The following is a 23,843-nucleotide window of genomic DNA, read 5'->3' as shown; positions in this document are numbered from 1 at the left end:
AAAATGTGAAGTTTTCACAACGGCCCGGAAATCAATGGCTTCAGGCGGCCGCAGGCGCCGCAAGCAGCGCCTTCAGGGCGGCTTCCGCGCCGGCTTCGCGCTCTGATTTGCGAATGAATCCGCCGCCATAGACGCGTGCATCCTCGCCGACGCCGGAATAGAGCGCGCAGGCCTGGCCGGGCGCGATACCGGCCTCGCCTTCGGCGAGCTCGACGTAGATACCCTCGTCATCCATCGCCAGCACCGCCGGGGCCGGCTGGCGGGTGGAGCGCACCTTGGCGAAACAGTCGAAGCCGCGCGCAGCAGCCGCTTCGAGCTCCTCGTCGCCCAGCCAGTTGACGTCGCGCAGATAAACGCGGCGCGTCTCCAGCGCTTCCTTGGGGCCGACGATGACGCGGCGCGAGCGGGCGTCGAGATAAACGACGTAGAGCGGCTCGCCGGTGGCAATGCCGATGCCGCGGCGCTGGCCGATCGTATAGTGCAGGATGCCCTCATGCGTGCCGAGCACGCGGCCATCGAGATGCACGATCTCGCCGGAAAGCGCCGCGTTCGGCTTCAGCTTCGAGACGATGTCGCTGTACTTGCCCTGCGGCACGAAACAGATGTCCTGGCTGTCGGCCTTCTGGGCGACGACGAGGCCCATTTCCTCCGCGAGCTTGCGCGTCTCGGCCTTGGAGAGATGCCCCAAGGGGAAGCGCAGATAGTCGATCTGCTCCTGCGTCGTCGCGAAGAGGAAATAGCTCTGGTCGCGGTCGGCGTCCGTCGGCCGATAGAGCGCCCGCTGGCCAGCGTAGCGCGGGTTCGGGCTCGGGCGCGAGCGGATGTAGTGGCCGGTCGCCAGCGCATCGGCACCGAGCTCCTTGGCGGTGGCAAGCAGATCGGCAAACTTGACCGTCTGGTTGCAGGCAACGCAGGGGATCGGCGTTTCGCCGGCGATATAGCTTTCGGCGAAGGGATTGATCACCGTTTCGCGGAAGCGCGCCTCGTAATCGAGCACGTAGTGCGGGATGTCGAGCGTTTCGCAGACGCGGCGCGCGTCGTCGATATCCTGGCCGGCGCAGCAGGAGCCGGCACGATGCACGGCAGCGCCATGATCATAGAGCTGCAGCGTGATGCCCAAGACGTCGTAGCCCTCGCGTTTGAGCAGGCCGGCGACCACGGAACTGTCGACGCCGCCGGACATGGCGACGACAACACGCGTATCTTCGGGCTTGCGGTCAAAATCGAGACTGTTCACGGGATCCAATCCGGCCTTCGGGCGGCAATCCTTCGCCTGCCCTGTTTCACGCTTCATGCGATGCTTGGCCGAGGAACTCTCGGCTTGCGGCACGCTCGGCTTCTACAGCGCCGCGCGTCTGATCAGACGCGCTAAGGTCGCTGTAGCACTTTGAGTTACTGCATGTTTTTGTCCTTTAATCGGCTACGATCAAAGGAAACATGCAGTCGGCGCCGCGCGTCCGATGAGACGCGCAAAGGTCGCCGCAGCACTTTCAATTCCGCGACATATAGAAACTTGTCCGTCCGGCGGCAAGGCCGGCCGCCAGACCGGCGATGCCGCGCGTCCTTAAGACGCGTCGCTTCGGCGTCAGATCAGCTTCAGCCGCATGACGCGGGCGATCGCCTGCATGCGGTTGACGGCGTCGAGCTTACGGGTCGCGCTCTTGAAGTAGCTGCTGACCGTATAGGTCGAGATACCCAGGATAATGGCAATCTCGTCGCTGCTCTTGCCGGCGGCCGCCCAACGCAGGCATTCCACCTCGCGGCTCGACAGCTTCTCGCGCGCCGAATTGCCGGTGTCGAAGGTGCGCTCCAGGCATTCGAAAAGCTGGACCAGCGTCAGATAGAGCGTGGCGCATTCGACGCCGACCGGTGCCTCGCGGCGGCCGGAGAGCATTGCAATGAAGGGATCGCCGTTGCTCGTATGCAGGAGCACGGCGAAGTGGCGGGCCATCTCCGGATGGGCAAGCAGCCGGTGCACTATCGCCTCGTCCACCGGCCTGGCAGCGATATCGAGGAGCTCCGGCCCGCCGGTCACCGGCAATTTCGTAAAGCGCAGCCGCTCGACCAGCGCGCTCGACTGGAATGTTTCGCAGGCGTCGTACTGGCGAACGAACTCCGACGGCCAGTTGCTGAGCACCAGCCGCTCGGAAAAGCGCTGCTGCTCGGCCAGCGGCATGCGCGCGATCATGAAATGGCCAAAACCATAGCGGGCGATCAGCCGTCGCATGAGATGCAGAAGTTCGTATTCGGTGCGGACGGCAGCCGTATCGACGTCCGAAAAAATGTCCGCCGCTTCCGCCTCGCGCAGCAAGGCCGGTTCATTCGATTCCTTCATCTGCGATCACCACATCCCCAGGCGCCACCGCGCCCGGTCGAGAGAATACAAAAACGCCTCAGATCACCTGAAGCATGAACTTCACCCGACGAACAAAATACAGCCGCCGCCACCGGCCTGACCGCGCAAGCAACGCGTCCGGTTGTGAAAATTATGACGATGCACCAAGAATGATTATGGGAGCGCACATACGTCGCTCATCCTTATTTCGGCGCCTCGTTACCAAAAATTTTAGTTAAAGTGAAATGTGGTAATTGCATGGCTCCCATGACAATTCCGGGATAATCCAGGCTCTTCTCAAAGCAATTCACAAGGACAGCGCGCAAGGCCCCATGAATGGAATGGGGTATATCGACGATGAGATGCCCCGCCGAAGTGTCTCAAATTATGAGCAAATTGTTACTTGCTGCTTAGGTAAATGTTAAATGTGGCAGGCTAAGGTTTCGGTCATATGGTCTTGAGTTTGTGTAGAGAGTCCCATGACCGAAATGATGCGACCACGCGTAAAATATGTCATCGGCCCCGATGGCAGCCCTCTGACGATTGCGGATCTGCCGCCGGCCAATACCCGGCGCTGGGTGATCCGCCGCAAGGCAGAGGTCGTTGCCGCCGTGCGCGGTGGCCTGTTGAGCCTTGAGGAGGCGTGCGAGCGCTATACCCTCACGGTCGAAGAATTCCTGTCCTGGCAGTCCTCGATCAACGATCATGGTCTTGCCGGCCTGCGCACCACTCGCATCCAGCAGTATCGCCACTAGTTCGCCCATTGCAGGGCCATAGGTCGAGCGGCGGCTTCGGGTTCTCCGGAGCCGCCGCCGTCGTTTCGGCCTCTGCAGCGCCGCGCGTCTTATCAGACGCGCAAAGGCCGCTGTAGAACTTCGATTTTCTGCATGTCTTCGCCCTTAAATCGAGGTCGATTTAAGGGCGAAGACATGCACTAGGCGAAAGCCGGACTGGTGCCGTTTCGCGAACAGTGTGTGTATCGACGATAGTGGTTTGACGGATTCCGATTTCCGGATTTCTGCGCTAGCTTCCGCACAAAGAAACCGGTTCACCAAGGAAGTCTGTCATGGAAATCGTACACGAGGAAACTGGATCGCACGGCCGCTACTCGACCGTTGTCGAGGGGAATACCGGGGAAATGACCTATTCGCGCACCTCGCCGCAATTGATCATCGTTGATCACACCCTCGTTCCGGATGCCCTGCGCGGCAAAGGTGTCGGCCAGGCGCTGGCCAAACACGCGATCGACGAAGCGCGCAAGGGTGGCTGGAAGATCATCCCGCTCTGCCCCTTCATGAAGGCGCAGGCCATGCGGCACCCCGAATGGCAGGATGTCATCCAGGCATGAGACGCCGCTAGAGCGGGATGAGGAAAAGTGTGTGCGGTTTTCCGCCCGCATCCCGCTCTAACTTATGAGAATCGATCACGATGATTTTGGGTCGACCGACCCGAAATCATCGTGATCTAAGAGCCGGCAGCCCATCCCGATCTCAAAATGAGAAGACCCGCCCGAATGCCAAAGCGTCGGGCGGGCCTCTTCGTCTTGTCACGATCGTGCCGGATCGGGTCATGCCAAAGGCATGATCCGACAAGGCTGGAAAAATCTGACCCGAAACGGGTTACCTGCCTGAGCGGCGCACGGAATCCCCCGGACCGGAACCGACCTGGGATCAAATCGTCCGTTAGATCAAGGCCTTGCGGCTTGGCTGCGCCCGATCGAGGCGCAAGAGCCGCAGCTTATGCCCGCAGGCGGGCAGATGTGTCCCGCTCTTCGAGGGCCGCCGCCTTCGCGTATTCAGCCTGCACTTCTTCGAGCGCGAGCTCGGCAGCATCCTGCTGCGCCTTCAGTTCGCGAATGGAAACCTGAAGATTGTCGGCTCTCTGACGTGCGGCCTTGGCGAAGGTGGGATAGGCGAAGTGCTGGGGATCGGAGATACCCGACTTCTTTTCCTCGAAAATAATCTGATTTTCCAGATCCTTGGTCATCCGCTCGAACTCAGCCATCATCATCTGAAGCTGGTTCAGCTGACGCTGCTTCTCGCGGACCTGAAACTCCTTCAGGCGGACAAGGCTCTCACGTGCTTTCATACGCAATACTCCCGTGGATAACGAGACCCCGGTTACTGATTTGCCCGCAAGCCGGCCCGAACAGGGCCGGAAACGAAAAATCTTCAGCGATATTAACAAAAGCCTACCGCTGGTAACCTTTCGTTTACGGGCATCGTTAATCATAGGCGTGATGATTTAAGGCTCCGTAAATGCTGAGGCACGAAATGTGACCGCCCTGGCATTAACGAGTCGGAAGAGTCAGATAGCGGCATTTCTTCATGTTTTACATGAGATTGGTCGTTCTGGATTCACGTTTGAAATCAGGAGACTGCTAAAAATATTTAACAATCTCGATACACCTTGCCAGAGGGAATCAGAATTTGTTAACCATTTGGTGGCAGCCTCCAAATCAGGCAACGACTGGATCCGTATCGCGTAAGGGTGCCACGACGACCTTGGGCGGCGGAAAAGGGGAAGAATATGCGGGTTCTACTAATCGAAGACGATAGCGCAACGGCTCAGAGCATTGAGCTGATGCTCAAGTCCGAGAGTTTCAATGTCTACACCACCGACCTCGGTGAAGAAGGCGTCGATCTCGGCAAACTTTATGACTATGACATCATCCTTCTCGACCTCAACCTGCCGGATATGTCCGGCTATGAAGTCTTGAGAACGCTGCGTCTTTCCAAGGTGAAGACCCCGATCCTGATTCTCTCAGGCATGGCTGGCATCGAGGACAAGGTCCGCGGCCTGGGCTTCGGCGCCGATGACTACATGACCAAGCCCTTCCACAAGGATGAGCTGGTCGCCCGTATTCACGCCATCGTCCGCCGCTCCAAGGGTCACGCCCAGTCGGTCATTTCCACGGGCGAGCTGATCGTCAACCTGGATGCCAAGACGGTCGAAGTCGGCGGACAGCGCGTCCACCTGACCGGCAAGGAATACCAGATGCTCGAGCTGCTTTCGCTGCGCAAGGGCACGACGCTGACCAAGGAAATGTTCCTGAACCACCTTTATGGTGGCATGGACGAGCCGGAACTGAAGATTATCGACGTCTTCATCTGCAAGCTGCGCAAGAAGCTCGCAAACGCCGCCGGCGGCGCCAACTACATCGAAACCGTCTGGGGCCGCGGCTACGTGCTGCGCGAGCCGGATGGTGCTGAATACGCCGAAACTGCCTGATACCCGTAAAGGGCCTGCACGACCCGCATGATGCGGGCCCGGAAGTTCACAAAACCCGCCGCGCGCGGGTTTTGTTGTTTCTAGAGTAGGCCCGCGCAAAGTGCGCAGCGGTCTTGCGATAACGACACACGAAAAATCACAAGCTTGAAGCGCAAGCAGCGAATCTCGGAGATCGCGATGCGCTGTATGCCGTCGCCGTCAGCGGCATCGAAGCCCGGATCGGGTCATATGGGAATGACGGCCGGCGGCAACCACGAAAAGCCGCGGCACGGACCACGGCTTCAATCTGATAGATAGTTGTGAGCGGGACGGTTCAGGCCGCCATCGACTGGCTGGCGAAGACGCTGGTCAGGATCTTGCGGTCGAAAGGCTTCAGCAGGAAGTCGTCGGCGCCGGCCCGCTTGCCAGCCATCATCTTCTTCAGATCCGCCTCGACGACGCAATAATAAATCCGGACCGACGAGCCGTTCGGAAGCCGCCGGATGTTGCCAATGAGTTCGAGCGCGCCTTCCAAGCCGGCATCGATGATCAGGATGTTCGGGAGCTCCGCCTCGCAGCGGACGAGCGCCTCGAGGCTGTTCGACGCTTCGTAGACCATGAAGCCCATGCCGGACAGGATACGTTTCCCAACCTTCCGAACGACATCCGAGCCGTCGGCAATCATCAAGCGCCGCATGTCCAACTCCCTTCGCAACTTACCTATACGCGTACTCGCAGGCTTGAAACAACTCTATACAAATTTGGGAAAGAATTCGTTACGGAGTTTGCTTAACGTTGCCTTTCTTCGCTACATCAACCATCTGAAAAGATTAAATTTTCCAGAGACGGGCGTAAAGTGCGACAAACGGAACGCAGAGCGGCGACCCCGCGCCGCAGCACGGGATCACCCGTATTTGTACGTCGGAATAGGGAACGATTGTCGCCGGAAAATGAAACCTCAGGCTGCAACGCGCGTGGTGAAGATGATCTCCTCGCCGGTCGATGCAACCTCGATCGTCATGCCCGCTTCCTCGCCCAGGAGCACGGTGTAGTAGGGCTGGATCGAATGCGCGTCGACGGCTTCTTCCGGCGTGCCGGACAGCAGTTCCGTCAGCTTCGGCGGCACGCGCATCATGCGGCCTTTCGCGACCAGGGTGAAGACGGCGTCGAATTCCGGGTTCTCCAGCGTCACGTCGATCGAACCGCCGCGCGGGATTGCGCCGTAGGCGATGAGGAAGAGGTTCAGGAGCAGCTTGACCCTGTTCTTGGCGATGATCGCGCGCGGGCCGTGCCAGTTGACCTCGGTCTTCTTTTCGGCGGCGGCAAAATCCTTGGCGGCCTTTTCCGCTTCGCCAGTGTCGATTGAGGCGCCGACCGAACCGGACGCACCGAAAGCGAGACGGGCGAACTTCAAGCGAACCGACGCGTTGAGTGCGCTGGTCCGGATCAGGTCCATCGCGTCGGCGTCGGCGCCGCCCTCGTCCAGGAGTTCCAGGCCGTTGTTGATGGCGCCGACCGGCGAGATGATGTCATGGCAAACCCGGCTGCACAGAAGCGCGGCCAGATCGGGTCCCGTCAATGTCAGGTTCGGATTCGTTGCCATCGTGTATCCTTGTTGGTTCCGCCGGCCCACCTTCGGGGCCACGCGCCATCGTGACGCCGGTAAAGCCTCACGCGAAAAGACGCAAGTCATGGGCTGCCCGGCGCAGCCGTTCATCAGTGGAACATAATGACACCACATTTGGTAAACCGATTGTTAAGACCATCGGTTCAAATTGCATGGAAATGGTCCAGACCCTTCACTGGTCGCGCAGTGATCTGACTGGCGGCCACTGCAAACCCGCAAGCGAGCAACTTTCGCGCCTGACGGAGGAAACGATGCATCAGATCATGAAGGCAGCCAAGCAGGCCTGCCGTGTATTCCTGGCCACGGTGTTCCTGGTCGCCGCTGCCCAAACGACGGCGCATGCCCAATCTGCGAACAACAGCCAATATACGATGCAGGAAATCGTCGATGCCGGTCACGGCTTCTTCGGCGAAACGTCAGGCGGCTTGGCGAAAGTCGTCGAGCGCGCCTTTGAGCGCTACGGCCTGCCGAACGGTTACATTCTCGGGCAGGAAGGCTCGGGCGCATTCATCGCCGGCCTCACCTATGGCGAAGGCGAACTCAATACCAAGAACGCCGGCCAGCACAGCGTCTTCTGGCAAGGCCCCTCGCTCGGTATCGACTGGGGCGGTCAGGGCAGCCGCGCCATGATGCTCGTCTACAATCTGCCGAGCGTGCCAGCGCTCTACAAGCGCTTCGGCGGCGTCTCCGGTTCGGCCTATGTCGTCGCCGGCGTCGGCATGACGGTTCTGACCGACGAGCAGATTGTCGTCGTTCCGATCCGCACCGGCATCGGCGCGCGGCTCGGCATCAATGTCGGCTACCTCAAGATGACCCAAACCCCCACCTGGAACCCCTTCTGAGGCCTACTGCATAATTCCTTAAATCGGCATCGATTTAAGGACAAATTTATGCAGCAGATCTAAAGTGCGACAGCGACCTTTGCGCGTCTCAATAGACGCGCGGCGCTGTAGCCGGGTTAACGCGGGCAAAATCCCGCGCCAGACACTTGCAGCGCACGAAACGTCATGTTTAGTGCAAGGAAGCGAAATACGCAGCGCCTGCCGGACCGCGAGGCCCGGCAGGCGCTGCGGTTCCGATACAGATTTGAAACGGCCAGCTCGTGATCCAATTCGCGCTTCTCTTTGCCCTGGGCTTTCTGACGGCGATCATCATCGGCCTGCTGGTCGCTCCGGCGATCCACCGCCGCATCGTGCGCTTTGCCGAAGACCGACTGAAGGCCACCATGCCGCTCAGCCCGCAGGAGGTGCGCGCACAGAAGGACGCCGCCCGCGCGGCCTACGCCGCTGAAAACGCGCGCACGCAGCAGGCCCTGAAGCGCGAGCGCGACAAAGGCGTGTCGCTGATGCTGGCCAACGAGAAGAGTTTGCAGGAGGCACGGCGCCTCAGCGGCGAGAATGCCGACCTGCATGCGCAGCTTGCCGATATGAACGTCGAAGCGGCCGACATGCGCTCCGCCATCCGACAGTTCGAACAGCGCGTGGAACGGATGAAGGCAACGCTCGACAGCGTCGAGCGCGACAACGCCGGAAAGTCCGACGAGATCCAGAAGCTCGGCATCCAGCTCGCTCAGCACGCCGCCGAGATCGACAATCTCAAGATCAGTCTGGCCGCGCGCGAAACCGAGGTCGAGCATCTGAAAAGCCGGATCGCCACGCTGCGCGATGAGCGCGAAGCCCTGCGCGGCGATCTTAAGGCCGAGACGACCCATGCCAAGGAAATGGAACTGCGTCTCTCGCGCGATGAAACGCGGCTACACCGTCTGGAAGACAAGCTCGCGCGCGAGATGGCAACCAGCGCCGACCGCGAGAGTGCGCTCGAACGGCGCGCAGGGGAAATCGAACGGCTGAAGGCCAAGGTAAAGGATACCAACCAGGAAATGCGTGATGCGGCCAAGGCTCTGCGTGCCGCCGGCATCGCCTTCCCGCTCAGAAAGGAACGCCGTCCGGCCGCCGAACGGGCCGCCAACGGTTCCGTCTCCCAGTCCGATCAGCCCGCCGGCGAGATGCTGGGCTCTGCCGCCGCCGATGATCTGCGCAACCGTGCCACCGCGCTTTCGGAACGCCTGACCAATTCGAAATCCGCCGCCCATGACGACGCCCTGCGCGACGAGGTTGCGGCAATTGCCGCCGGCATGGTCGCGCTGACGGCGACGAACGAAGGCCCCTCCTCGCCCATCCTCAACCTGTTGGCAGGCGACGAGCAGGAGCAAGGTGCGGCCAAGCGCGAGAGTTTGGCGAAGCGGGCGAAGGACATACTGCCGCGCGAATAGAGCCTGTCGGGCGGGCGGATCGCGGGCACGCCGGCTTCGGCTCCGCCACGGTCACGGATCGGGCCAGCTTTTATCATTGGTAAGCCTGTGAACGGGCGGTCAGATCCGGCCGTTGACCAGTGCCACCTGATGCAGGGCAATGCCGGCGGCGGTGGAGACATTGAGGCTGTCGAGGCCCGGGCGCTGACGGATGCGCGCCGTATGGACAGAGGCCAGCACCGATTGCGGCAGCCCCTCCCCTTCTGTTCCCATGAGAAGCGCCGTGCGCGCCGCCGGCGGGATTGCACAAAGCTCGGTGTCACCGGCGGGCGAGAGCCCCCAAATCGCAAAGCCCGCCTGCTGCAGCCGCTCCAGCATGGTGGCGACCGAACCTTCGCGCGCAAAAGGCACCGTCAGCACCGAGCCGACGGAGACCCGGATCGCCTTGCGGTACATCGGGTCGCAGCACGTCTCATCCATCAGCACGGCATCGACCCCGAAGGCCGCGGCGTTGCGGAAGAGCGCGCCCATGTTGTCGTGGTTGGAGATACCGCAGGCCGCCAGAACGAGGCTCGACGCGGGCAGCGACGCGATCAATGCATCGCGGCCGGGCTCACCGTCGCGGCGGCCGAGCGCAAGCACGCCCCGGTGCATGTTGAAGCCGGCGATTGCATCGAACACCTGCGCATCCGCCACATAGACCGGTACCGACGGCGGGAACCGCGCGAGAATATCCTGAACGCCGGAAAGCCGGTTTTCGAGCAGCAGGATCGCCTCGGCCGCAAAGCCGCGCCCGGCTTCGTGCGCCGCCGCCAGCATGCGCAGCACCACCGTGCCTTCCGCAATGAAGCGGCCTTGCCGTCCGGTCAGATCGCGCTCCTTGATCGAGACGAAGCCGGCAATTCGGGGATCGGCGGGGTCATCGATGCGCTGGAGGGGCGGAAGGGCACTCGACATGTCGTCAGTTCGTCCTGACGGTGACGTCGGCAACGATGCGGCCGGCGCCGATGTCGAACACGATGGCGCGCGGCTCCGCCCCCGGCAGGTTGCCGTAGAAGAGCACCTGGGAGCCGGAGAGCGCCACGTTCGTCACCGTGAAACCGGCGGGAAGCGCTGCGACCGCATTGACCGGCGCTTCGCTCGGAACGACAGCAGCGGCGGCCTGAACGGGTGCCTTCGCGTCCGTGCGTGTCAGCTTGTAGACAATCGTCCCAAGGACGGCCATAAGCATGACCAACATGACACCGGCCGAGACGAGCTGAAGCTTCACCATCTTGCGGCGGACATTTTCCATGGCCGGATCTAGCGGCTTGTCTTCCTGGTCATCGGGCTCGATTGCGGTCATGGCTGGCCTTTTTCGGATTTGGAACGGAATGAACGACCCCTTTAAACAAGCGACGGCCAATAGGAAAGTCCTGACCGCAGGCGAGGATGCCACGGGGCGCCTTGATTCCTTCCTCACGGACGCACTTTCGGGTGAATTCTCCCGCAACCGGATCAAGAGCCTGATCGAGCAGGGCGCGGTGTCGATCAACGGCAAGCCGGTGACGGAAGCGAAGAAGAAGGTTCATCCCGGCGACGTCTTCGAGATCGACCTGCCCGAGCCGGAAGATCCGGAGCCGAAGGGCGAAAACATCCCGCTCGACGTGCTCTACGAGGACGACGACCTGATCGTGCTTTGCAAGCCCGCCGGTCTCGTCGTGCATCCGGGCGCCGGCAACTGGACCGGCACGCTGGTCAACGCGCTGATCCACCATTGCGGCAGCAGCCTGTCGGGGATCGGTGGCGTCAAGCGCCCGGGCATCGTCCATCGCCTCGACAAGGAGACGAGCGGCGTCATGGTCGTCGCCAAGAACGATGCCGCGCACCGCCATCTCTCGGAGCAGTTTGCCGACCACGGTCGCACCGGTCCGCTCGAGCGCGCCTATCGCGCCGTCGTCTGGGGACGTCCGCGGCAGTTGAAGGGTACGATCGACGCGCCGCTCGGGCGCGCCGGCGACCGCACCAAGCGCGCGGTCAAGCGCGAAGACAGCGACGACGCCCGCGAAGCGATCACCCACTATGAGGTCGTCGAGCGCTATCTCGAAAAGCCGGATGGCACCTGCCTGGCGTCAACCGTGGAATGCCACCTCGAAACGGGGCGCACGCACCAGATCCGCGTGCACATGGCCCATATCGGCCATCCGCTGATCGGTGACCCGGAATATGGCGCCGCCTTCCGCACCAAGGCGAATTTGCTGCCGGATGCGGCCAAAGCCGTCGTCAATCAATTCCACCGCCAGGCCCTGCACGCCTTCATGCTGCAGTTCGAGCACCCGACTACCGGCGAAACCATGCATTTCGAAGCGCCTGTCCCGGCCGACATGGAGCAACTGATCGAGGCCTTGCGCGGCGAAGTGTGATCGCCCCCTTGAATTCCGCTGTCAGGATTCCAATCTAAGCGTTAGTCTCTGTTCGTGACATTCCTGTCACCCGGTCTCACAGATTGGTGAAACCGGAGTCCTTGAATCATGCTTTCGCCGTACTTATTTTCTAGGCTCGTGGGGTCTTGACGAAGACCCACATGCCCGGCTTGCCGACCGGAAGCCGGAGACGATTAAAGGGGGGTGCTTCATATGGCCCGAAACAATTTACCGACCATTGCCGCTGGTGAAGGTGGCCTCAATCGTTATCTCGACGAAATCCGCAAATTTCCGATGCTGGAACCGCAGGAAGAGTACATGCTCGCCAAGCGGTACCAGGAACATGACGACCGCAATGCGGCGCACAAGCTGGTGACCAGTCACCTTCGCCTCGTCGCCAAGATCGCGATGGGCTATCGCGGCTACGGCCTGCCGATCGGCGAAGTCGTATCCGAGGGCAATGTCGGCCTGATGCAGGCCGTCAAGAAGTTCGAGCCCGATCGCGGCTTCCGCCTCGCAACCTATGCGATGTGGTGGATCAAGGCGGCGATCCAGGAATATATCCTGCGCTCGTGGTCGCTTGTGAAAATGGGTACGACCGCCAACCAGAAGCGGCTGTTCTTCAACCTGCGTCGCCTCAAGGGCAAGATCCAGGCCCTGGATGAAGGCGACCTGAAGCCTGAACAGGTCAAGGAAATTGCCACCACGCTCAAGGTGAGCGAGGACGAAGTGGTTTCGATGAACCGCCGGCTTTCCGGTGACGCGTCGCTCAACGCGCCGATCAAGGCGAGTGAGGGCGATTCCGGCCAGTGGCAGGATTGGCTTGTCGACGACCACGACAACCAGGAAGAAATCCTGATCGAGCAGGACGAGCTTGAAAGCCGCAGGGCGCTGCTCGCCAATGCGATGAAGGTGCTGAACGACCGCGAACGCCGCATTTTCGAGGCGCGCCGCCTGACCGAGGAGCCGCTGACGCTCGAGGATCTTTCGGCCGAGTTCGACATCAGCCGCGAACGCGTGCGGCAGATCGAGGTGCGTGCCTTCGAAAAGGTCCAGGACGCCGTGCGCAAGGCCGCTCTCGAGCGCGCCAACGCCCTGCGGGTGGTCGAAGGCGCCGCATAACACCCCTCGCGCCGTACCTTACGGTGGCACGGCAGCGACGTGAGCTAAATGAAAAACCCGGCGGATCGCTCCTGCCGGGTTTTTCTTTGTCCTGTCGGATTCAGGCCTACTGGCTGTTGGTCGCCGCATCCGTAGCCGGCGCGGCCGCCCAGGCGCGCAGCGCCTGGTTGAAGGCATCCGTTCCGCTCGGTCCCTTCTCCAGCGTCAACAGCGCGCGCCGCCCGTTCCTGTAGGTCAGCGGAATGTCGATCCAGCTACGGCTGCGCAGCAGTTCGGTGTTGTTGCCGATCGCGTCCTTGGAATCGTTGAGCGCGATCATATGGAAGTCGTCGGTGATCTTCGCCGGGACAGCGATCAACGCGTCACCCCGATCCTGCTCCGTACGCTTCATCGAAACGCGCTGCACACTGTCGATCGCGCCGCCCTCGAAGTTCTGCGGAAGCGAGAAGACGAATTCGATGACATGACTTGCCGGCAACGACTCGTCGGCGTTGCGCTTGATCGTCATCAACGCGGTGAGGCCCCGGTCCGGAATGGTGATCTGTGCCTGGACGGCCGGTTCGGGCTTGGCGTCACCGCCGGGCGATTCTTCCTTCACCGACCACGCAACGGTTCCCGGAATGGCCGTCGGCGAAGACTGGCCGAGGCGCTCTTCGTAGAGGAACATCTTCTCGCCATTGGCGATGGCAATCTCCGGTGTCGTCGGCTGTCCACCAGTCTGCTGTCCGGCAGGCGGTGTGCCCGCTTGACCGGTCGTTCCGCCCTGGGCATTGACCGTTTCCAAAGGCTTACTCGCCTCGGTCTGCTGCGCCACGGACTTGCCTTCCTGGCCAGTGCCCTCGGCGCTTGCGGTGGCGGGTCCATTGTCGACTTCGGAGCCGTCATTAAGCAGACGCTGGGTGAATTTCGTAGAGGTGTTGTCCGGGACCGCCGTATCGTCGTGCTGTGCCGGTTGCTGCTGCGTCGTTTCTCCCTGGCCATCTGCCGGCGGAGCGCTCTCTTCTGCCGGCGATCCCCCGATGCTTGAAACGGCCGAAGTGACCGACGCCACGATCCTCGAAAGCCAGGCGTTGCCCGCTTGCCGGTTCTGCCAGTAGGCAAAGCCGCCACCGCCTAGCGCCAGCAAGATGATTGCGGCGATGGCAAGGCGCTTGATGCTGAAGCGCGACGGCTTCGGCGTAACCCGGTAAGATGCCGGTCGCGATGTCGCGGGCGCCGGTCCCTCGGCGCCACGTTCCGGCTCGCGCGCAGCCGTCGATGCGGCTGCACCCGCCGTCGCTGCGGTCGCGGCTCCTTCGAAGCCGAGCAGGTCGTCAATGTGGTCCCAGGCCGTGCCGGCGCGATCTTGCTGGCTCTGGGGGGTATCGGTCGTGGCCGCCTGTCCGGTCTTCTCGATCGGCCAGGACCAATCGGCAATTTCCGGTTCCGCGCTCTTTTCGGTTCGCCGTTCCTCGAATGCCGCGAAGGGATCGTTATCGTCGAACGACCAGTTACGCGCGGTATCGGCCTTGGGGGGCTCAGCTTCTGCCCTCGGCGTCTCCGCCGGCGCATCCTGCTGCAGTTCTTCCACCGGATGCATGCCGAGAAGCTCGGGCCCATGGGCCTGCTCGTCCTCCTCGACCTGCTCGTCCGCGGGAGCGGGCGTCGCGTTTGGAGCGGCGGTTTCCCATTCCGGCAGATCCCACTCCGAGGCGACCGGCTTTTCCTCGGCGGCCATCGCCGGAGCATCCCACACCGGCTCTTCGACCGAGCGAGGTTGCTCGTCCACCGGCGGCGGGGGGGCAGTCACATCGTGCGTTTCGCTCGCAGCCGGTGCCGCATACTCCGCGGCCTTGTAAACCGGGGCATCGGCCTGCGGCTCTTCGACAACGGGGGCGCTTGGCTCGTCGATCGGAGTATCAGCCGTTTCGACGACCGGTTCTTCCGCAACCGGCTCTGCCGCGGCTACCTCCGCCGCTTCGGCGGAATGGTCGGCATACTGCGCCGGTTCCCCGTGAACCGCAGCACCATAGTCGGCAGCGTTTTCCGTTTCCGGTGCTGCTTCCTCAGCGATCGCGGCCGGCTCGCTCTGAGCCGGCTCGGGCTGCGCTTCAGGCTCGGGAACGACGTCCTCAACCGGCTGCCCGACGGCTACGGCCTCGGACGCATCCTCCACCACCTCCGTCTCTTCGAGAGAAGGCAAGGCTTCGGCATATTCGCTGTCGACTTCGGCGATCGCGTTTTCGAGTTTCGCCAACTGGCGATTGATCATGTCGTCCGACGGACGCGGGTTCATGTTTTCGAGCTGGCGGCGCACGGCCGCGCGCGCCTTCTCGTATACCCTGTCCCGCATTTCGGGTGTGTTTTCCGACAGGCCGTCAACGGTCCTGCGAATAACTGCAACAAAATCCGCCATTAGTACTTTCTCATACGCCCAGGTATGTCTTTGCGATCGCGACGCAATGTCATTTCGCCGACACTAGTCCTCAAAGGGGTCCGTCACAAGTATTGTGTCGTCCCGTTCGGGGCTGGTCGAAAGAAGAGCGACCGGCGCACCGATCAGTTCTTCGACCTGACGAACGTATTTGATCGCTTGCGCCGGAAGATCCGCCCAGCTGCGTGCGCCGACCGTCGATTCCTTCCAGCCTTCGAGGGTAATATAGACTGGCTTTGCCGAAGCTTGCTGCGCCTGGCTCGCCGGCAGGTGGTCGATCTGTTGTCCATCCAGAGTATAACCGACACAGATCTTCAGCTCATCGAGACCATCGAGCACGTCGAGCTTGGTGAGCGCGATGCCGGTAATGCCATTGGCAGCAACCGACTGGCGCACCAGTGCCGCGTCGAACCAGCCGCAGCGACGCTTGCGCCCCGTCACCGTGCCGAATTCATGTCCCTTTTCGCCGAGGAACTGGCCGATTTCATCGGTGAGCTCGGTCGGGAACGGGCCCTCGCCGACGCGCGTCGTGTAGGCCTTGGTGATGCCGAGGATGTAGCCGAGCGAACCCGGGCCCATGCCCGAGCCTGCCGCGGCCTGGCCGGCAACGGTGTTCGACGAGGTGACGAACGGATAGGTGCCGTGGTCGATGTCGAGCAGCGTTCCCTGCGCGCCTTCGAACAGGATGCGCGCGCCCTTGCGGCGGGCCTTGTCGAGCAGGACCCAGACGGTGTCCATGAACGGCAGCACCTTGGCGGCGACAGAGGAAAGCTCCTGCATGATCGCCGCGTGGCTGATTTCCGCTTCACCGAGACCGCGGCGCAGCGCGTTGTGGTGCGTCAACAGGCGGTCGACCTTTGCCGGCAGCGTATCGAGGTCGGCGAGGTCCATCACGCGGATCGCGCGGCGGCCGACCTTGTCTTCATAGGCCGGGCCGATGCCGCGGCGCGTCGTGCCGATCTTGGTGCCGCTGTTGGAGGCCGCATCTTCGCGGATGCCGTCAAGCTCGCGGTGCAGCGACAGGATCAGCGTGGCGTTGTCGGCGATGCGCAGATTGTCCGGCGTGATTGCAATGCCCTGCTTGCTGAGCTTTTCGATTTCGGCAATCAGCGCATGCGGGTCGATGACGACGCCGTTGCCGATGACGGCAAGCTTGCCGGGACGGACAACGCCGGAAGGCAGGAGCGACAGTTTGTAGCTGACGCCGTCGATCACCAGGGTATGGCCGGCATTGTGACCGCCCTGAAAGCGCACGACGATATCCGCGCGTTCGGAGAGCCAATCCACAATCTTGCCTTTGCCTTCGTCACCCCATTGGGAGCCGACCACTACGACATTCGTCATAATTCTCTTCCTGTGCAGGCGCGCAAACGAGGCTGCGCTGTTCTCAAACCCGCGCATCTATACTGTGTTGTCATCCGGAAAGCGACCCCGTTATATCGGGCGTTCCGCCCTTTTTGCATGACAAGGGCGGGATTTAGCGCCTATATCTCCGTCTCTCCCGCCGTCCCGGCAACAGGTCGCCCATCCCCGCACAGGTCCGAGCATCGTGAATTCCAGAGCCTATCTCTATCTCTGCGTCACCGCACTCTTCTGGGGCGGCAATTCCGTCGCCGGCAAGATGGCGGTCGGACACGTGAGCCCGATGATGCTGACGACCCTGCGCTGGGTCTTTGCGCTGGTCGTCATCCTGGTGCTGATGACACCACAGATCCGTCGCGACTGGGATAAGATCCGTAAGCACTGGCTGCAACTGCTCGCATATGGCGCGATCGGCTTCACCACCTTCAACGCGCTGCTCTATTCGGCGCTGAAATATACGAGCGCCATCAACGCCGTCATCCTTCAGGCCGGCATTCCGATGCTGATCTTCCTGTTCAATTTCATGCTGTTCCGCACGAAGGCGTCGGTCGCCCAGGTGATCGGCTTCAGCGTTACCCTGGTCGGCGTGTTGGTGACGGCAGCCCATGGCGACATTTCGAGCCTGTTGACACTCGAGTTCAATTTCGGCGACGCGCTGATGATCGCCGCCTGCGTGGTCTATGCAGGCTACACCGTGGCACTGCGCTACAAGCCGATCATGCACTGGCAGAGCTTCATTGCCGCGCCCGCGTTCGGCGCACTCGTCAGCGCCCTGCCGCTGCTCTTCTGGGAAATTGGCAGTGGCACGGCGATCGTGCCGGATACCACCGGCTGGATCATCGTACTCTATGCCGCGATCTTCCCGTCGCTGATGTCACAGGTGCTCTATGTACGCGGCGTCGAGATGATCGGCGCCAATCGGGCAGGCCTCTTCATCAATGCGATTCCCGTTTTCGGAACGCTTCTTTCCGTGTTGCTGATCGGCGAGACCTTCCACCTTTTCCATCTTGTCGCCCTCCTGCTGGTGCTTGGCGGTATCGCCATTGCCGAGAGGGGTCGCCCGCACTGAGCCCTCGCGCGTGTCAGACAACAGTCGCGCGATGCAATCGCTGGAACCTGGCAAGCGGCTTAAGCCTTGGTCAGCAGATGGGTGTTTCTGTCGCCGCCAGCATATTCTCCTTGGGACCAAGGCATCTTCATTTATCGGGCGAGAAGCCGCTCCATATAGAGCGCTTCCTCGCCATAGCTTGAGAGCTTCAGCGCCAGCCGCTCGTCCATGCGCACCTCAAACCCCTGTCGTTCCCAAAACCCGCGGGATCCGTTGACGGAGACGAGCGACATCGACCTGAACCCTTCTGTCCTGGCGACATCCTCCAGCATCGGAAGGACTCCGCCTCCGGCTCCGGAGCCGCGCATTTCGGGTAGAAGGGCTAGGTCGTGGATGTACCAGGTGTCGGCGGCGCCAGGGATTTCGCCAAGCATGGTGTTCAGCGACGGCGGCGCGTCTCTGAGCCACGGATGGCTCAACACGTAACCCCGCGACTGCCCGTCCGCATCCAGCATGAAGCAACCGGCGGGGCTCAGAGCGATGCGATCGGCAAGCACGGCGTCATCCTCGGGAAACGCCTGGTGAACCACAAGCTGGATCTCCGATACGGAGGCGAGGTCAGGCAGGCTTGCCTCGCGCCAGCGGAACGTCATGTCGGTCATTGCTCGTCACATGCCTTCGAAACAGGAAAACGCACCGACGGTCACCGGTGCGTCCTCGATGTATCCCGTGATCGGGTCGGCGAAGCGATAGAACATGCTGCCGCTTCCTGTGCCGGCTTCAATCGATGTTGAAGACCAGCGGCTTTGCCTGGCGAATTGCCTTGTTGGCGCGCAGCTTGTCAAGCACGGCCTCGGAAACGGCAGCGTCGACATAGAGCAGAGCGATCGCGTCGCCGCCTTCCTTCTCACGGCCGAGCTGGAAGTTGGCGATGTTGACGCCGGCATCGCCGAGCGTCATGCCGATGAAGCCGATCATGCCGGGAACGTCGGTGTTGGTGATGTAGACCATGTGGTTGCCGACATCCGCGTCGAGATTGATGCCCTTGATCTGGATGAAGCGCGGCTTGCCGTCCGAGAAGACGGTGCCGGCGACCGAGCGCGTCTGGTTCGCCGTCGTCACCGTCAGCTTGATGTAGCCGTCGAAGACGCCGGTCTTGTCGCGCTTGACCTCGGAGAGGATGATGCCCTTTTCCTTGATCATGACCGGCGCCGAAACCATGTTGACGTCGGCGACCTGCGGCCGGATCAGGCCGGCGAGCACCGCGCTCGTCAGCGCCTTGGTGTTCATGCCGGCGGTCGAGCCGTCATAGAGGATCTCGATTTCCTTGATCGCGCTTTCGGTGACCTGGCCGACGAAGGCGCCGAGAACGTCGGCAAGCCGGATGAACGGCTTCAGGATCGGCGCTTCCTCGGCCGTGATCGACGGCATGTTGATGGCGTTGGAGACAGCACCCTTGACCAGGTAGTCCGACATCTGTTCGGCCACCTGCAGCGCGACATTCTCCTGCGCTTCCGTGGTCGAAGCGCCAAGATGCGGCGTGCAGACGACGTTCGGCAGGCCGAAGAGCGGGCTTTCCGTCGCAGGTTCGACCTCGAAGACGTCGAAGCCGGCGCCGGCGACATGACCCGACTTGATCGCCTCGGCGAGCGCCTTCTCGTCGACCAGACCGCCACGGGCGCAGTTGACGATGCGCACGCCCGGCTTCGTCTTGGCGAGCGCCTCGGCGTTCAGGATGTTGCGCGTCTTGTCCGTCAGCGGCACGTGCAGCGTGATGAAATCGGCCTGGGCGAGCAGCTCATCGAGCTCGACCTTGGTGACGCCCATCTCCTCGGCACGCTCCTTGGAGAGGAACGGGTCGTAGGCGAGAACATGCATCTTCAGGCCGATGGCGCGCGAGCAGACGATCGAGCCGATGTTGCCGGCGCCGATGACGCCGAGCGTCTTGCCGGTGATCTCGACACCCATGAAGCGCGACTTCTCCCATTTGCCGGCCTGCGTCGAGGTATCGGCAGCCGGAAGCTGGCGGGCAACGGCAAAGAGCAACGCGATCGCATGTTCGGCGGTCGTGATCGAGTTGCCGAAAGGCGTGTTCATCACGATGATACCGCGGCGCGAGGCGGCCGGGATATCGACGTTGTCGACGCCGATGCCGGCGCGGCCGATGACCTTGAGGTTGGTCGCAGCCGCGATCAGCTTTTCCGTCGCCTTGGTGGCCGAACGGATCGCAAGGCCATCGTAGTTGCCGATGATTTCGGCGAGCTTGTCCTTGTCCTTGCCGAGCTTGGGCTGGAAATCGACTTCGACGCCGCGGTCGCGGAAGATCTGGACGGCGGTTTCCGACAGTTCGTCGGATACGAGAACGCGAGGTGCCATGAAAGGCCTCCTTACTTAGAGATCAGGTCTGAATAGGAATGCGGATAGCCAGCCTCGCCCCCTCCCCGGGAGCGAAGCGGATCACTTTCATCTGTGCGGGACGCGGGCAGAGTACATTTTCCTCACCCCGCTCCGGATCAGGCCGCAGCCTGCGCCAGTGTCGCCTTCTGGGTCTCGAATGCCCAGGTAAGCCACGGCATCAGCGCTGCCATGTCGGCGGCCTCGATGGTGGCGCCGGCCCAGATGCGAAGGCCGGACGGTGCATCGCGGTAATGGCCGATGTCGAAGGCAACGCCTTCCTTTTCGAGGAGGGCGACGACGCCCTTGGCGAAGGCGGCCTGGCCGTCGGCGTCGAGCGCCAAAACGTCCTTGTCGACGATCTTCAGGCAGACCGAGGTGTTGGAGCGGGTCTCGTCCCTGACCGCCAGGTTGGCGATCCAGTCATTGGCGGCGATGAAGTCGAAGATCACCTGCGCATTGGCATCGGCGCGGGCCATCAGGCCCTTGAGCCCGCCGACCTGCTCAGCCCAGAGCAGCGCATCGATATAGTCCTCGACGCAGAGCATCGACGGCGTGTTGATCGTCTCGCCGGTGAAAATGCCCTCGATCAGCTTGCCGCCCGAGGTCATGCGGAAGATCTTCGGCAGCGGCCAGGCCGGAACGTAGGTGAGCAGGCGCTCGACGGCGCGCGGCGACAGGATGATGACGCCGTGAGCGCCCTCGCCGCCAAGGACCTTCTGCCAGGAGAAGGTGACGACGTCGAGCTTGGCGAAGTCGAGGTTCTGCGCGAAGGCGGCAGAGGTCGCGTCGCAGATCGTCAGGCCCTTGCGGTCGGCCGGGATGAAATCGGCATTCGGCACGCGCACGCCGGAGGTCGTGCCGTTCCAGGTGAAGACCACGTCGCGGTCGAAATCGACCTTGGAAAGATCGGGCAGCTCGCCGTAGCCGGCTTCGAATTTGCGAACGTCGGCAAGCTTCAGCTGCTTGACCACGTCGGTCACCCAGCCGGCGCCGAAGCTTTCCCAGGCAACCATATCGACGCCGCGCTGACCCAGCAGCGACCAGAGCGCCATTTCGACGGCGCCGGTATCGGAAGCGGGCACGATACCGATGCGGTAGTCGGCCGGCACTTCGAGAATGTCACGGGTAAGATCGATGGCCTGCTTGAGCTTCGTCTTGCCGATCTTGGCGCGGTGCGAGCGACCGAGCGGAGCATCGGAGAGAGCGTCGAGCGTCCAACCGGGGCGCTTCGAGCAGGGGCCAGAGGAGAAATGGGTGTTGTTCGGACGGAGGTCCGGCTGTGCAGGCTTTGCCATGTGCTATCCTTCCAGATAGATAGCCCTTCGTTGGGGAAGGGTGTCCCGCCGCCGTCGATATTGTGGCCGGGACCGGAAGTCAAGCGCTTTGTCGCAATCGAGAAAATTTATGGCGTCGCGGGCAACATCTGCAAAGCCTGAGCAAGGCCAGCCGATCGATTGTTAGCAGGCGACGCCCTTCTGTGCCGCCATCGGCACCGGTTTCGAGAGATCAGAAGGAGAAGCGCAAGCCTGCCCGGATCTCGTGGCGCCACAGCCCGTCGTCGAAGCCCTTGTCGCCGCTGGCACCAACAAGCGCCTCGGCGCCGAAGCCGAACATCTCGCCATCGGCGATATGCGAATAGCGATAACCGACATCGAGCTTCAGCTGTTCGCTGAGATCATAGGAGATACCCGCCATCAGCGCGTAGGTGAAACGCCAGCTGTCGTGCCCCTCGTAGGTGGTCGAGGTGGGCGCACCAACGCAAGCGCCGCCGCCGGCCACACAAGTGGCACGTTCGATTGCGGTGTCCCAGTTGAGGCGTGTCGCGCCGATGCCGCCGCCGACATAGGGCGTGAAGCCCGCAAGCGTGCCGAAATCGACATAGGCGTTGGCCATCAGGCCGAGACCGGAATAATCGGCCCCAGTCGATAACGCACAGGACGTGCCAGCCCCCTGCCCCGCGCAAGGACTTGCCGACGACGACGAACCGCTGAACCGGCCCTCGAAATATTCGGCAGTCAGGTCGGCGCGGAACGTATCGGTGAACTGGTAGCCGACGCCGAGCGAACCGGAGAATGGTTTGTCAAAACGGGCATTGTCGAAGGAGACGCTGTCATAGGTCAGCGTTCCCGCATCGAAGGTCCGGTAATAGGGGTCGCCTTCGCCGCGCCACGGCGCGTAGCCGATATCGCCACGCAGGTAGATCGCACTGGTACCGGCCGCGTCCTTCTCGATGGTGATCTCCGGGGCATTCAGGAGATCCTCGTCTGCCGCCAGCGCCGAACCGGAAAGGAGCAGGCCGGCACCAAAAGCGGCTCCGCAGAACCCGTTTCGCCAATCCATGCCCATGCCCTTTCACCACTGCTATCCGTGCGGGATGGAGCCATGCCGTCGCCGCTTCGTTCAGCGTTAACTATTGCAGCGACTGGTTAACCCGCGGTTAACCATGCTCGTTAGGAAACGGGCAAAGATTGGCGACAACGAAAAAGGCCACCCGCAGGTGGCCTTGGTGCTTGTCGGATGCTGCCGGATTATTTGTAGACGATCGGCGGCGGCTCGTAAGGAACTTCGCAGGTATTGCCGAAGGAGTAGCGCAAGCCGGCGCGCGCCTCGTGGATGTAGAAGCCGTCATCGAAGCCCGGACCACCACCGTTGGCGTAACCGAACATGTCGCCGTCATCGACCTGGCGGAAGCGATAGCCGATATCGGCCTTCAGGTTGCAGGTCAGGTCGATCGCGGTACCGGCCATGAGGGCGTAGGTGAAGCGCCAGCTATCCTTGCCGCCATGATTGGTCGTCGGGTCACATCGGGTGGGGTCGCCATCGACGCAGCTCGTGTTGCGCAGTCCGTCCCAGCTCACGCGCGTGGCACCGATACCGGCACCGACGTAGGGCGTGAAGGCGCCATAGGTGCCGATGTCGACATAGGCGTTGGCCATCAGGCTCCAGGCGGAAACCGAGCTTATGTCACGCGACACGCAAGGCTCTCCCGGGAAAAGCCCGCAGCCGCCGCTGGTCGAGCCGGTGAAGTCGCCATTGCCCCAGTAGTCGGCCGTGATGTCGGCACGGAAATAATTGTTGAACTGGTAACCGACACCACCACCAATCACCCAGGAATCATCAATATCGGCGGAGTCGAAATCCGCGATCGAGCCGCTCGGCCCCCCTTGGTAGAAATTTGCGCCGCGCAGGTGGTTCCAGGCGTAACCGACATCGCCGCGCAGGTACCAGCCGCTGGTCTGGATGACCTCGACGGCCTGCTCCGGCACCGGCTCCATAGGCGGTTGGTAGACATCCGCAGCAAAAGCTGCCGTGCCGCTGAGCAAAATTGCAACAACGCCACTCAAAATTCTCTTCATGGCCCACTCCAATACATTCCGTTGCTTGGTTCACCATGAAACCGGTGTCCAAATCCCGATGTTGGTTATGGATAATGAGGAGGAAAGGTTAAGTTCCGATTAACTACAAACGTTTACCGAGATTGTTAAGAAACCAGCCTATTCTTACGGTTGTTACGCTGCATTATTGTCCGCCGTCGAGTTCCCTTAAGGTAGAGCTAAATAAACCGGCAAGACAACGTACTAGCTCGCCCCTGAAAGACAGGAACGCTCTCCACTGCAGCCCCGCGCGTCTTATCAGACGCGCGAAGGTCGCTGTAGCACTTTCAGTTGCAGCAGGT

At 61.9% G+C, this 23,843-nt stretch carries 22 protein-coding genes; 8 read left to right on the top strand and 14 right to left on the bottom strand.

The annotated features are described in order from the left end of the window. Positions 1 to 40 precede the first annotated feature (40 nt). The gene (mnmA, locus tag ACQ5BM_RS17210; protein ID WP_429813500.1) at positions 41 to 1,294 is read right to left on the bottom strand and encodes a tRNA 2-thiouridine(34) synthase MnmA; all 1,254 of its coding nucleotides are present in this window, start codon (positions 1,292 to 1,294) and stop codon (positions 41 to 43) included. A 291-nt stretch (positions 1,295 to 1,585) separates the two neighbouring features. After that, a complete protein-coding gene (locus ACQ5BM_RS17205) occupies positions 1,586 to 2,335 on the bottom strand; it encodes a helix-turn-helix transcriptional regulator (RefSeq protein ID WP_429813497.1) in 750 nt (249 codons plus the stop codon). A gap of 479 nt (positions 2,336 to 2,814) precedes the next feature. On the opposite strand from ACQ5BM_RS17205, the gene ACQ5BM_RS17200 reads away from it, so the two are divergent. Both ACQ5BM_RS17200 and ACQ5BM_RS17195 read left to right on the top strand, forming a co-directional pair. Beyond that, positions 2,815 to 3,090, top strand: coding sequence for a DUF1153 domain-containing protein (locus ACQ5BM_RS17200; RefSeq protein ID WP_003527546.1), 276 nt, complete (start codon positions 2,815 to 2,817; stop codon positions 3,088 to 3,090). 311 nt (positions 3,091 to 3,401) lie between these two features. Next, positions 3,402 to 3,683, top strand: a complete 282-nt coding sequence (locus ACQ5BM_RS17195; protein WP_429813494.1) for a GNAT family N-acetyltransferase — start codon at positions 3,402 to 3,404, stop codon at positions 3,681 to 3,683. Positions 3,684 to 4,072: 389 nt separating this feature from the next. On the opposite strand, the gene ACQ5BM_RS17190 is transcribed toward ACQ5BM_RS17195, so the two are convergent. Then, positions 4,073 to 4,423 (bottom strand): flagellar export protein FliJ, encoded by a 351-nt coding sequence (locus ACQ5BM_RS17190; protein ID WP_429813491.1) that lies wholly within the window; start codon positions 4,421 to 4,423, stop codon positions 4,073 to 4,075. 441 nt (positions 4,424 to 4,864) lie between these two features. Here ACQ5BM_RS17190 and ctrA point away from each other — a divergent pair, with 441 nt between their 5' ends. After that, positions 4,865 to 5,566, top strand: a complete 702-nt coding sequence (gene ctrA, locus ACQ5BM_RS17185; RefSeq protein ID WP_025424706.1) for a response regulator transcription factor CtrA — start codon at positions 4,865 to 4,867, stop codon at positions 5,564 to 5,566. 313 nt (positions 5,567 to 5,879) lie between these two features. Here the strand turns inward: ctrA and ACQ5BM_RS17180 are convergent, their stop codons facing one another. Together ACQ5BM_RS17180 and chpT are read right to left on the bottom strand one after the other, a co-directional pair. Then, the gene (locus tag ACQ5BM_RS17180; RefSeq protein WP_429813488.1) at positions 5,880 to 6,242 is read right to left on the bottom strand and encodes a response regulator; all 363 of its coding nucleotides are present in this window, start codon (positions 6,240 to 6,242) and stop codon (positions 5,880 to 5,882) included. A gap of 261 nt (positions 6,243 to 6,503) precedes the next feature. After that, positions 6,504 to 7,148, bottom strand: coding sequence for a histidine phosphotransferase ChpT (chpT, locus tag ACQ5BM_RS17175; protein ID WP_173520474.1), 645 nt, complete (start codon positions 7,146 to 7,148; stop codon positions 6,504 to 6,506). Between the two features lie 275 nt (positions 7,149 to 7,423). Between chpT and ACQ5BM_RS17170 the strand changes: the two genes are divergently transcribed. Together ACQ5BM_RS17170 and ACQ5BM_RS17165 are read left to right on the top strand one after the other, a co-directional pair. Beyond that, positions 7,424 to 8,014 carry a DUF1134 domain-containing protein gene (locus ACQ5BM_RS17170; RefSeq protein WP_429813485.1) on the top strand — a complete coding sequence of 197 codons (591 nt, stop codon included), beginning with the start codon at positions 7,424 to 7,426 and terminating at the stop codon, positions 8,012 to 8,014. A 260-nt stretch (positions 8,015 to 8,274) separates the two neighbouring features. Further along, entirely contained in the window at positions 8,275 to 9,444 is a 1,170-nt protein-coding gene (locus tag ACQ5BM_RS17165) for a hypothetical protein (protein WP_429813482.1), read from the top strand. A gap of 99 nt (positions 9,445 to 9,543) precedes the next feature. On the opposite strand, the gene ACQ5BM_RS17160 is transcribed toward ACQ5BM_RS17165, so the two are convergent. Both ACQ5BM_RS17160 and ACQ5BM_RS17155 read right to left on the bottom strand, forming a co-directional pair. Further along, positions 9,544 to 10,380: a TrmH family RNA methyltransferase gene (locus tag ACQ5BM_RS17160; protein WP_429813479.1), complete on the bottom strand. Its 837-nt coding sequence runs from the start codon at positions 10,378 to 10,380 to the stop codon at positions 9,544 to 9,546. A gap of 4 nt (positions 10,381 to 10,384) precedes the next feature. Continuing rightward, positions 10,385 to 10,768 (bottom strand): hypothetical protein, encoded by a 384-nt coding sequence (locus ACQ5BM_RS17155; RefSeq protein ID WP_429813476.1) that lies wholly within the window; start codon positions 10,766 to 10,768, stop codon positions 10,385 to 10,387. Positions 10,769 to 10,796: 28 nt separating this feature from the next. Between ACQ5BM_RS17155 and ACQ5BM_RS17150 the strand changes: the two genes are divergently transcribed. Together ACQ5BM_RS17150 and rpoH are read left to right on the top strand one after the other, a co-directional pair. Continuing rightward, entirely contained in the window at positions 10,797 to 11,825 is a 1,029-nt protein-coding gene (locus ACQ5BM_RS17150) for an RluA family pseudouridine synthase (RefSeq protein WP_429813473.1), read from the top strand. A gap of 213 nt (positions 11,826 to 12,038) precedes the next feature. Next, entirely contained in the window at positions 12,039 to 12,947 is a 909-nt protein-coding gene (rpoH, locus tag ACQ5BM_RS17145) for an RNA polymerase sigma factor RpoH (RefSeq protein WP_429813470.1), read from the top strand. A gap of 106 nt (positions 12,948 to 13,053) precedes the next feature. Here rpoH and ACQ5BM_RS17140 read toward each other — a convergent pair whose 3' ends face one another. Together ACQ5BM_RS17140 and ACQ5BM_RS17135 are read right to left on the bottom strand one after the other, a co-directional pair. Further along, complete coding sequence (locus tag ACQ5BM_RS17140) at positions 13,054 to 15,342, bottom strand: hypothetical protein (RefSeq protein ID WP_429813467.1); 2,289 nt, start codon at positions 15,340 to 15,342, stop codon at positions 13,054 to 13,056. Positions 15,343 to 15,405: 63 nt separating this feature from the next. Continuing rightward, complete coding sequence (locus ACQ5BM_RS17135) at positions 15,406 to 16,704, bottom strand: adenylosuccinate synthase (protein ID WP_429813464.1); 1,299 nt, start codon at positions 16,702 to 16,704, stop codon at positions 15,406 to 15,408. Positions 16,705 to 16,909: 205 nt separating this feature from the next. Between ACQ5BM_RS17135 and ACQ5BM_RS17130 the strand changes: the two genes are divergently transcribed. Then, positions 16,910 to 17,791 (top strand): DMT family transporter, encoded by an 882-nt coding sequence (locus ACQ5BM_RS17130; RefSeq protein WP_429813461.1) that lies wholly within the window; start codon positions 16,910 to 16,912, stop codon positions 17,789 to 17,791. Between the two features lie 131 nt (positions 17,792 to 17,922). Here the strand turns inward: ACQ5BM_RS17130 and ACQ5BM_RS17125 are convergent, their stop codons facing one another. The 5 genes from ACQ5BM_RS17125 to ACQ5BM_RS17105 all read right to left on the bottom strand — a co-directional run bounded on the left by ACQ5BM_RS17125 (position 17,923) and on the right by ACQ5BM_RS17105 (position 23,523). Further along, complete coding sequence (locus ACQ5BM_RS17125; RefSeq protein ID WP_429813458.1) at positions 17,923 to 18,432, bottom strand: GNAT family N-acetyltransferase; 510 nt, start codon at positions 18,430 to 18,432, stop codon at positions 17,923 to 17,925. 118 nt (positions 18,433 to 18,550) lie between these two features. Continuing rightward, a complete protein-coding gene (gene serA, locus ACQ5BM_RS17120; RefSeq protein WP_429813455.1) occupies positions 18,551 to 20,146 on the bottom strand; it encodes a phosphoglycerate dehydrogenase in 1,596 nt (531 codons plus the stop codon). A gap of 137 nt (positions 20,147 to 20,283) precedes the next feature. Then, complete coding sequence (locus ACQ5BM_RS17115; RefSeq protein ID WP_429813452.1) at positions 20,284 to 21,462, bottom strand: phosphoserine transaminase; 1,179 nt, start codon at positions 21,460 to 21,462, stop codon at positions 20,284 to 20,286. 211 nt (positions 21,463 to 21,673) lie between these two features. Further along, positions 21,674 to 22,507 carry an outer membrane protein gene (locus ACQ5BM_RS17110; RefSeq protein ID WP_429813449.1) on the bottom strand — a complete coding sequence of 278 codons (834 nt, stop codon included), beginning with the start codon at positions 22,505 to 22,507 and terminating at the stop codon, positions 21,674 to 21,676. Between the two features lie 188 nt (positions 22,508 to 22,695). Further along, positions 22,696 to 23,523, bottom strand: coding sequence for an outer membrane protein (locus ACQ5BM_RS17105; RefSeq protein ID WP_429813446.1), 828 nt, complete (start codon positions 23,521 to 23,523; stop codon positions 22,696 to 22,698). Between the last annotated feature and the right edge of the window lie 320 nt (positions 23,524 to 23,843).

The organism is Ensifer sp. B1-9 (assembly GCF_050474445.1).
Lineage (GTDB): Bacteria > Pseudomonadota > Alphaproteobacteria > Rhizobiales > Rhizobiaceae > Ensifer.
This window is presented reverse-complemented; position numbering and strand designations above follow the sequence as displayed.

What these genes read in the sequence shown, in the direction of transcription:
- mnmA (WP_429813500.1), bottom strand. Translation starts at nt 1,294, where the DNA reads ATGAAGCGTGAAACAGGGCAGGCGAAGGATTGCCGCCCGAAGGCCGGA.
- ACQ5BM_RS17205 (WP_429813497.1), bottom strand. Translation starts at nt 2,335, where the DNA reads ATGAAGGAATCGAATGAACCGGCCTTGCTGCGCGAGGCGGAAGCGGCG.
- ACQ5BM_RS17200 (WP_003527546.1), top strand. Translation starts at nt 2,815, where the DNA reads ATGACCGAAATGATGCGACCACGCGTAAAATATGTCATCGGCCCCGAT.
- ACQ5BM_RS17195 (WP_429813494.1), top strand. Translation starts at nt 3,402, where the DNA reads ATGGAAATCGTACACGAGGAAACTGGATCGCACGGCCGCTACTCGACC.
- ACQ5BM_RS17190 (WP_429813491.1), bottom strand. Translation starts at nt 4,423, where the DNA reads ATGAAAGCACGTGAGAGCCTTGTCCGCCTGAAGGAGTTTCAGGTCCGC.
- ctrA (WP_025424706.1), top strand. Translation starts at nt 4,865, where the DNA reads ATGCGGGTTCTACTAATCGAAGACGATAGCGCAACGGCTCAGAGCATT.
- ACQ5BM_RS17180 (WP_429813488.1), bottom strand. Translation starts at nt 6,242, where the DNA reads ATGCGGCGCTTGATGATTGCCGACGGCTCGGATGTCGTTCGGAAGGTT.
- chpT (WP_173520474.1), bottom strand. Translation starts at nt 7,148, where the DNA reads ATGGCAACGAATCCGAACCTGACATTGACGGGACCCGATCTGGCCGCG.
- ACQ5BM_RS17170 (WP_429813485.1), top strand. Translation starts at nt 7,424, where the DNA reads ATGCATCAGATCATGAAGGCAGCCAAGCAGGCCTGCCGTGTATTCCTG.
- ACQ5BM_RS17160 (WP_429813479.1), bottom strand. Translation starts at nt 10,380, where the DNA reads ATGTCGAGTGCCCTTCCGCCCCTCCAGCGCATCGATGACCCCGCCGAT.
- ACQ5BM_RS17155 (WP_429813476.1), bottom strand. Translation starts at nt 10,768, where the DNA reads ATGACCGCAATCGAGCCCGATGACCAGGAAGACAAGCCGCTAGATCCG.
- ACQ5BM_RS17150 (WP_429813473.1), top strand. Translation starts at nt 10,797, where the DNA reads ATGAACGACCCCTTTAAACAAGCGACGGCCAATAGGAAAGTCCTGACC.
- rpoH (WP_429813470.1), top strand. Translation starts at nt 12,039, where the DNA reads ATGGCCCGAAACAATTTACCGACCATTGCCGCTGGTGAAGGTGGCCTC.
- ACQ5BM_RS17140 (WP_429813467.1), bottom strand. Translation starts at nt 15,342, where the DNA reads ATGGCGGATTTTGTTGCAGTTATTCGCAGGACCGTTGACGGCCTGTCG.
- ACQ5BM_RS17135 (WP_429813464.1), bottom strand. Translation starts at nt 16,704, where the DNA reads ATGACGAATGTCGTAGTGGTCGGCTCCCAATGGGGTGACGAAGGCAAA.
- ACQ5BM_RS17125 (WP_429813458.1), bottom strand. Translation starts at nt 18,432, where the DNA reads ATGACCGACATGACGTTCCGCTGGCGCGAGGCAAGCCTGCCTGACCTC.
- serA (WP_429813455.1), bottom strand. Translation starts at nt 20,146, where the DNA reads ATGGCACCTCGCGTTCTCGTATCCGACGAACTGTCGGAAACCGCCGTC.
- ACQ5BM_RS17115 (WP_429813452.1), bottom strand. Translation starts at nt 21,462, where the DNA reads ATGGCAAAGCCTGCACAGCCGGACCTCCGTCCGAACAACACCCATTTC.
- ACQ5BM_RS17110 (WP_429813449.1), bottom strand. Translation starts at nt 22,507, where the DNA reads ATGGATTGGCGAAACGGGTTCTGCGGAGCCGCTTTTGGTGCCGGCCTG.
- ACQ5BM_RS17105 (WP_429813446.1), bottom strand. Translation starts at nt 23,523, where the DNA reads ATGAAGAGAATTTTGAGTGGCGTTGTTGCAATTTTGCTCAGCGGCACG.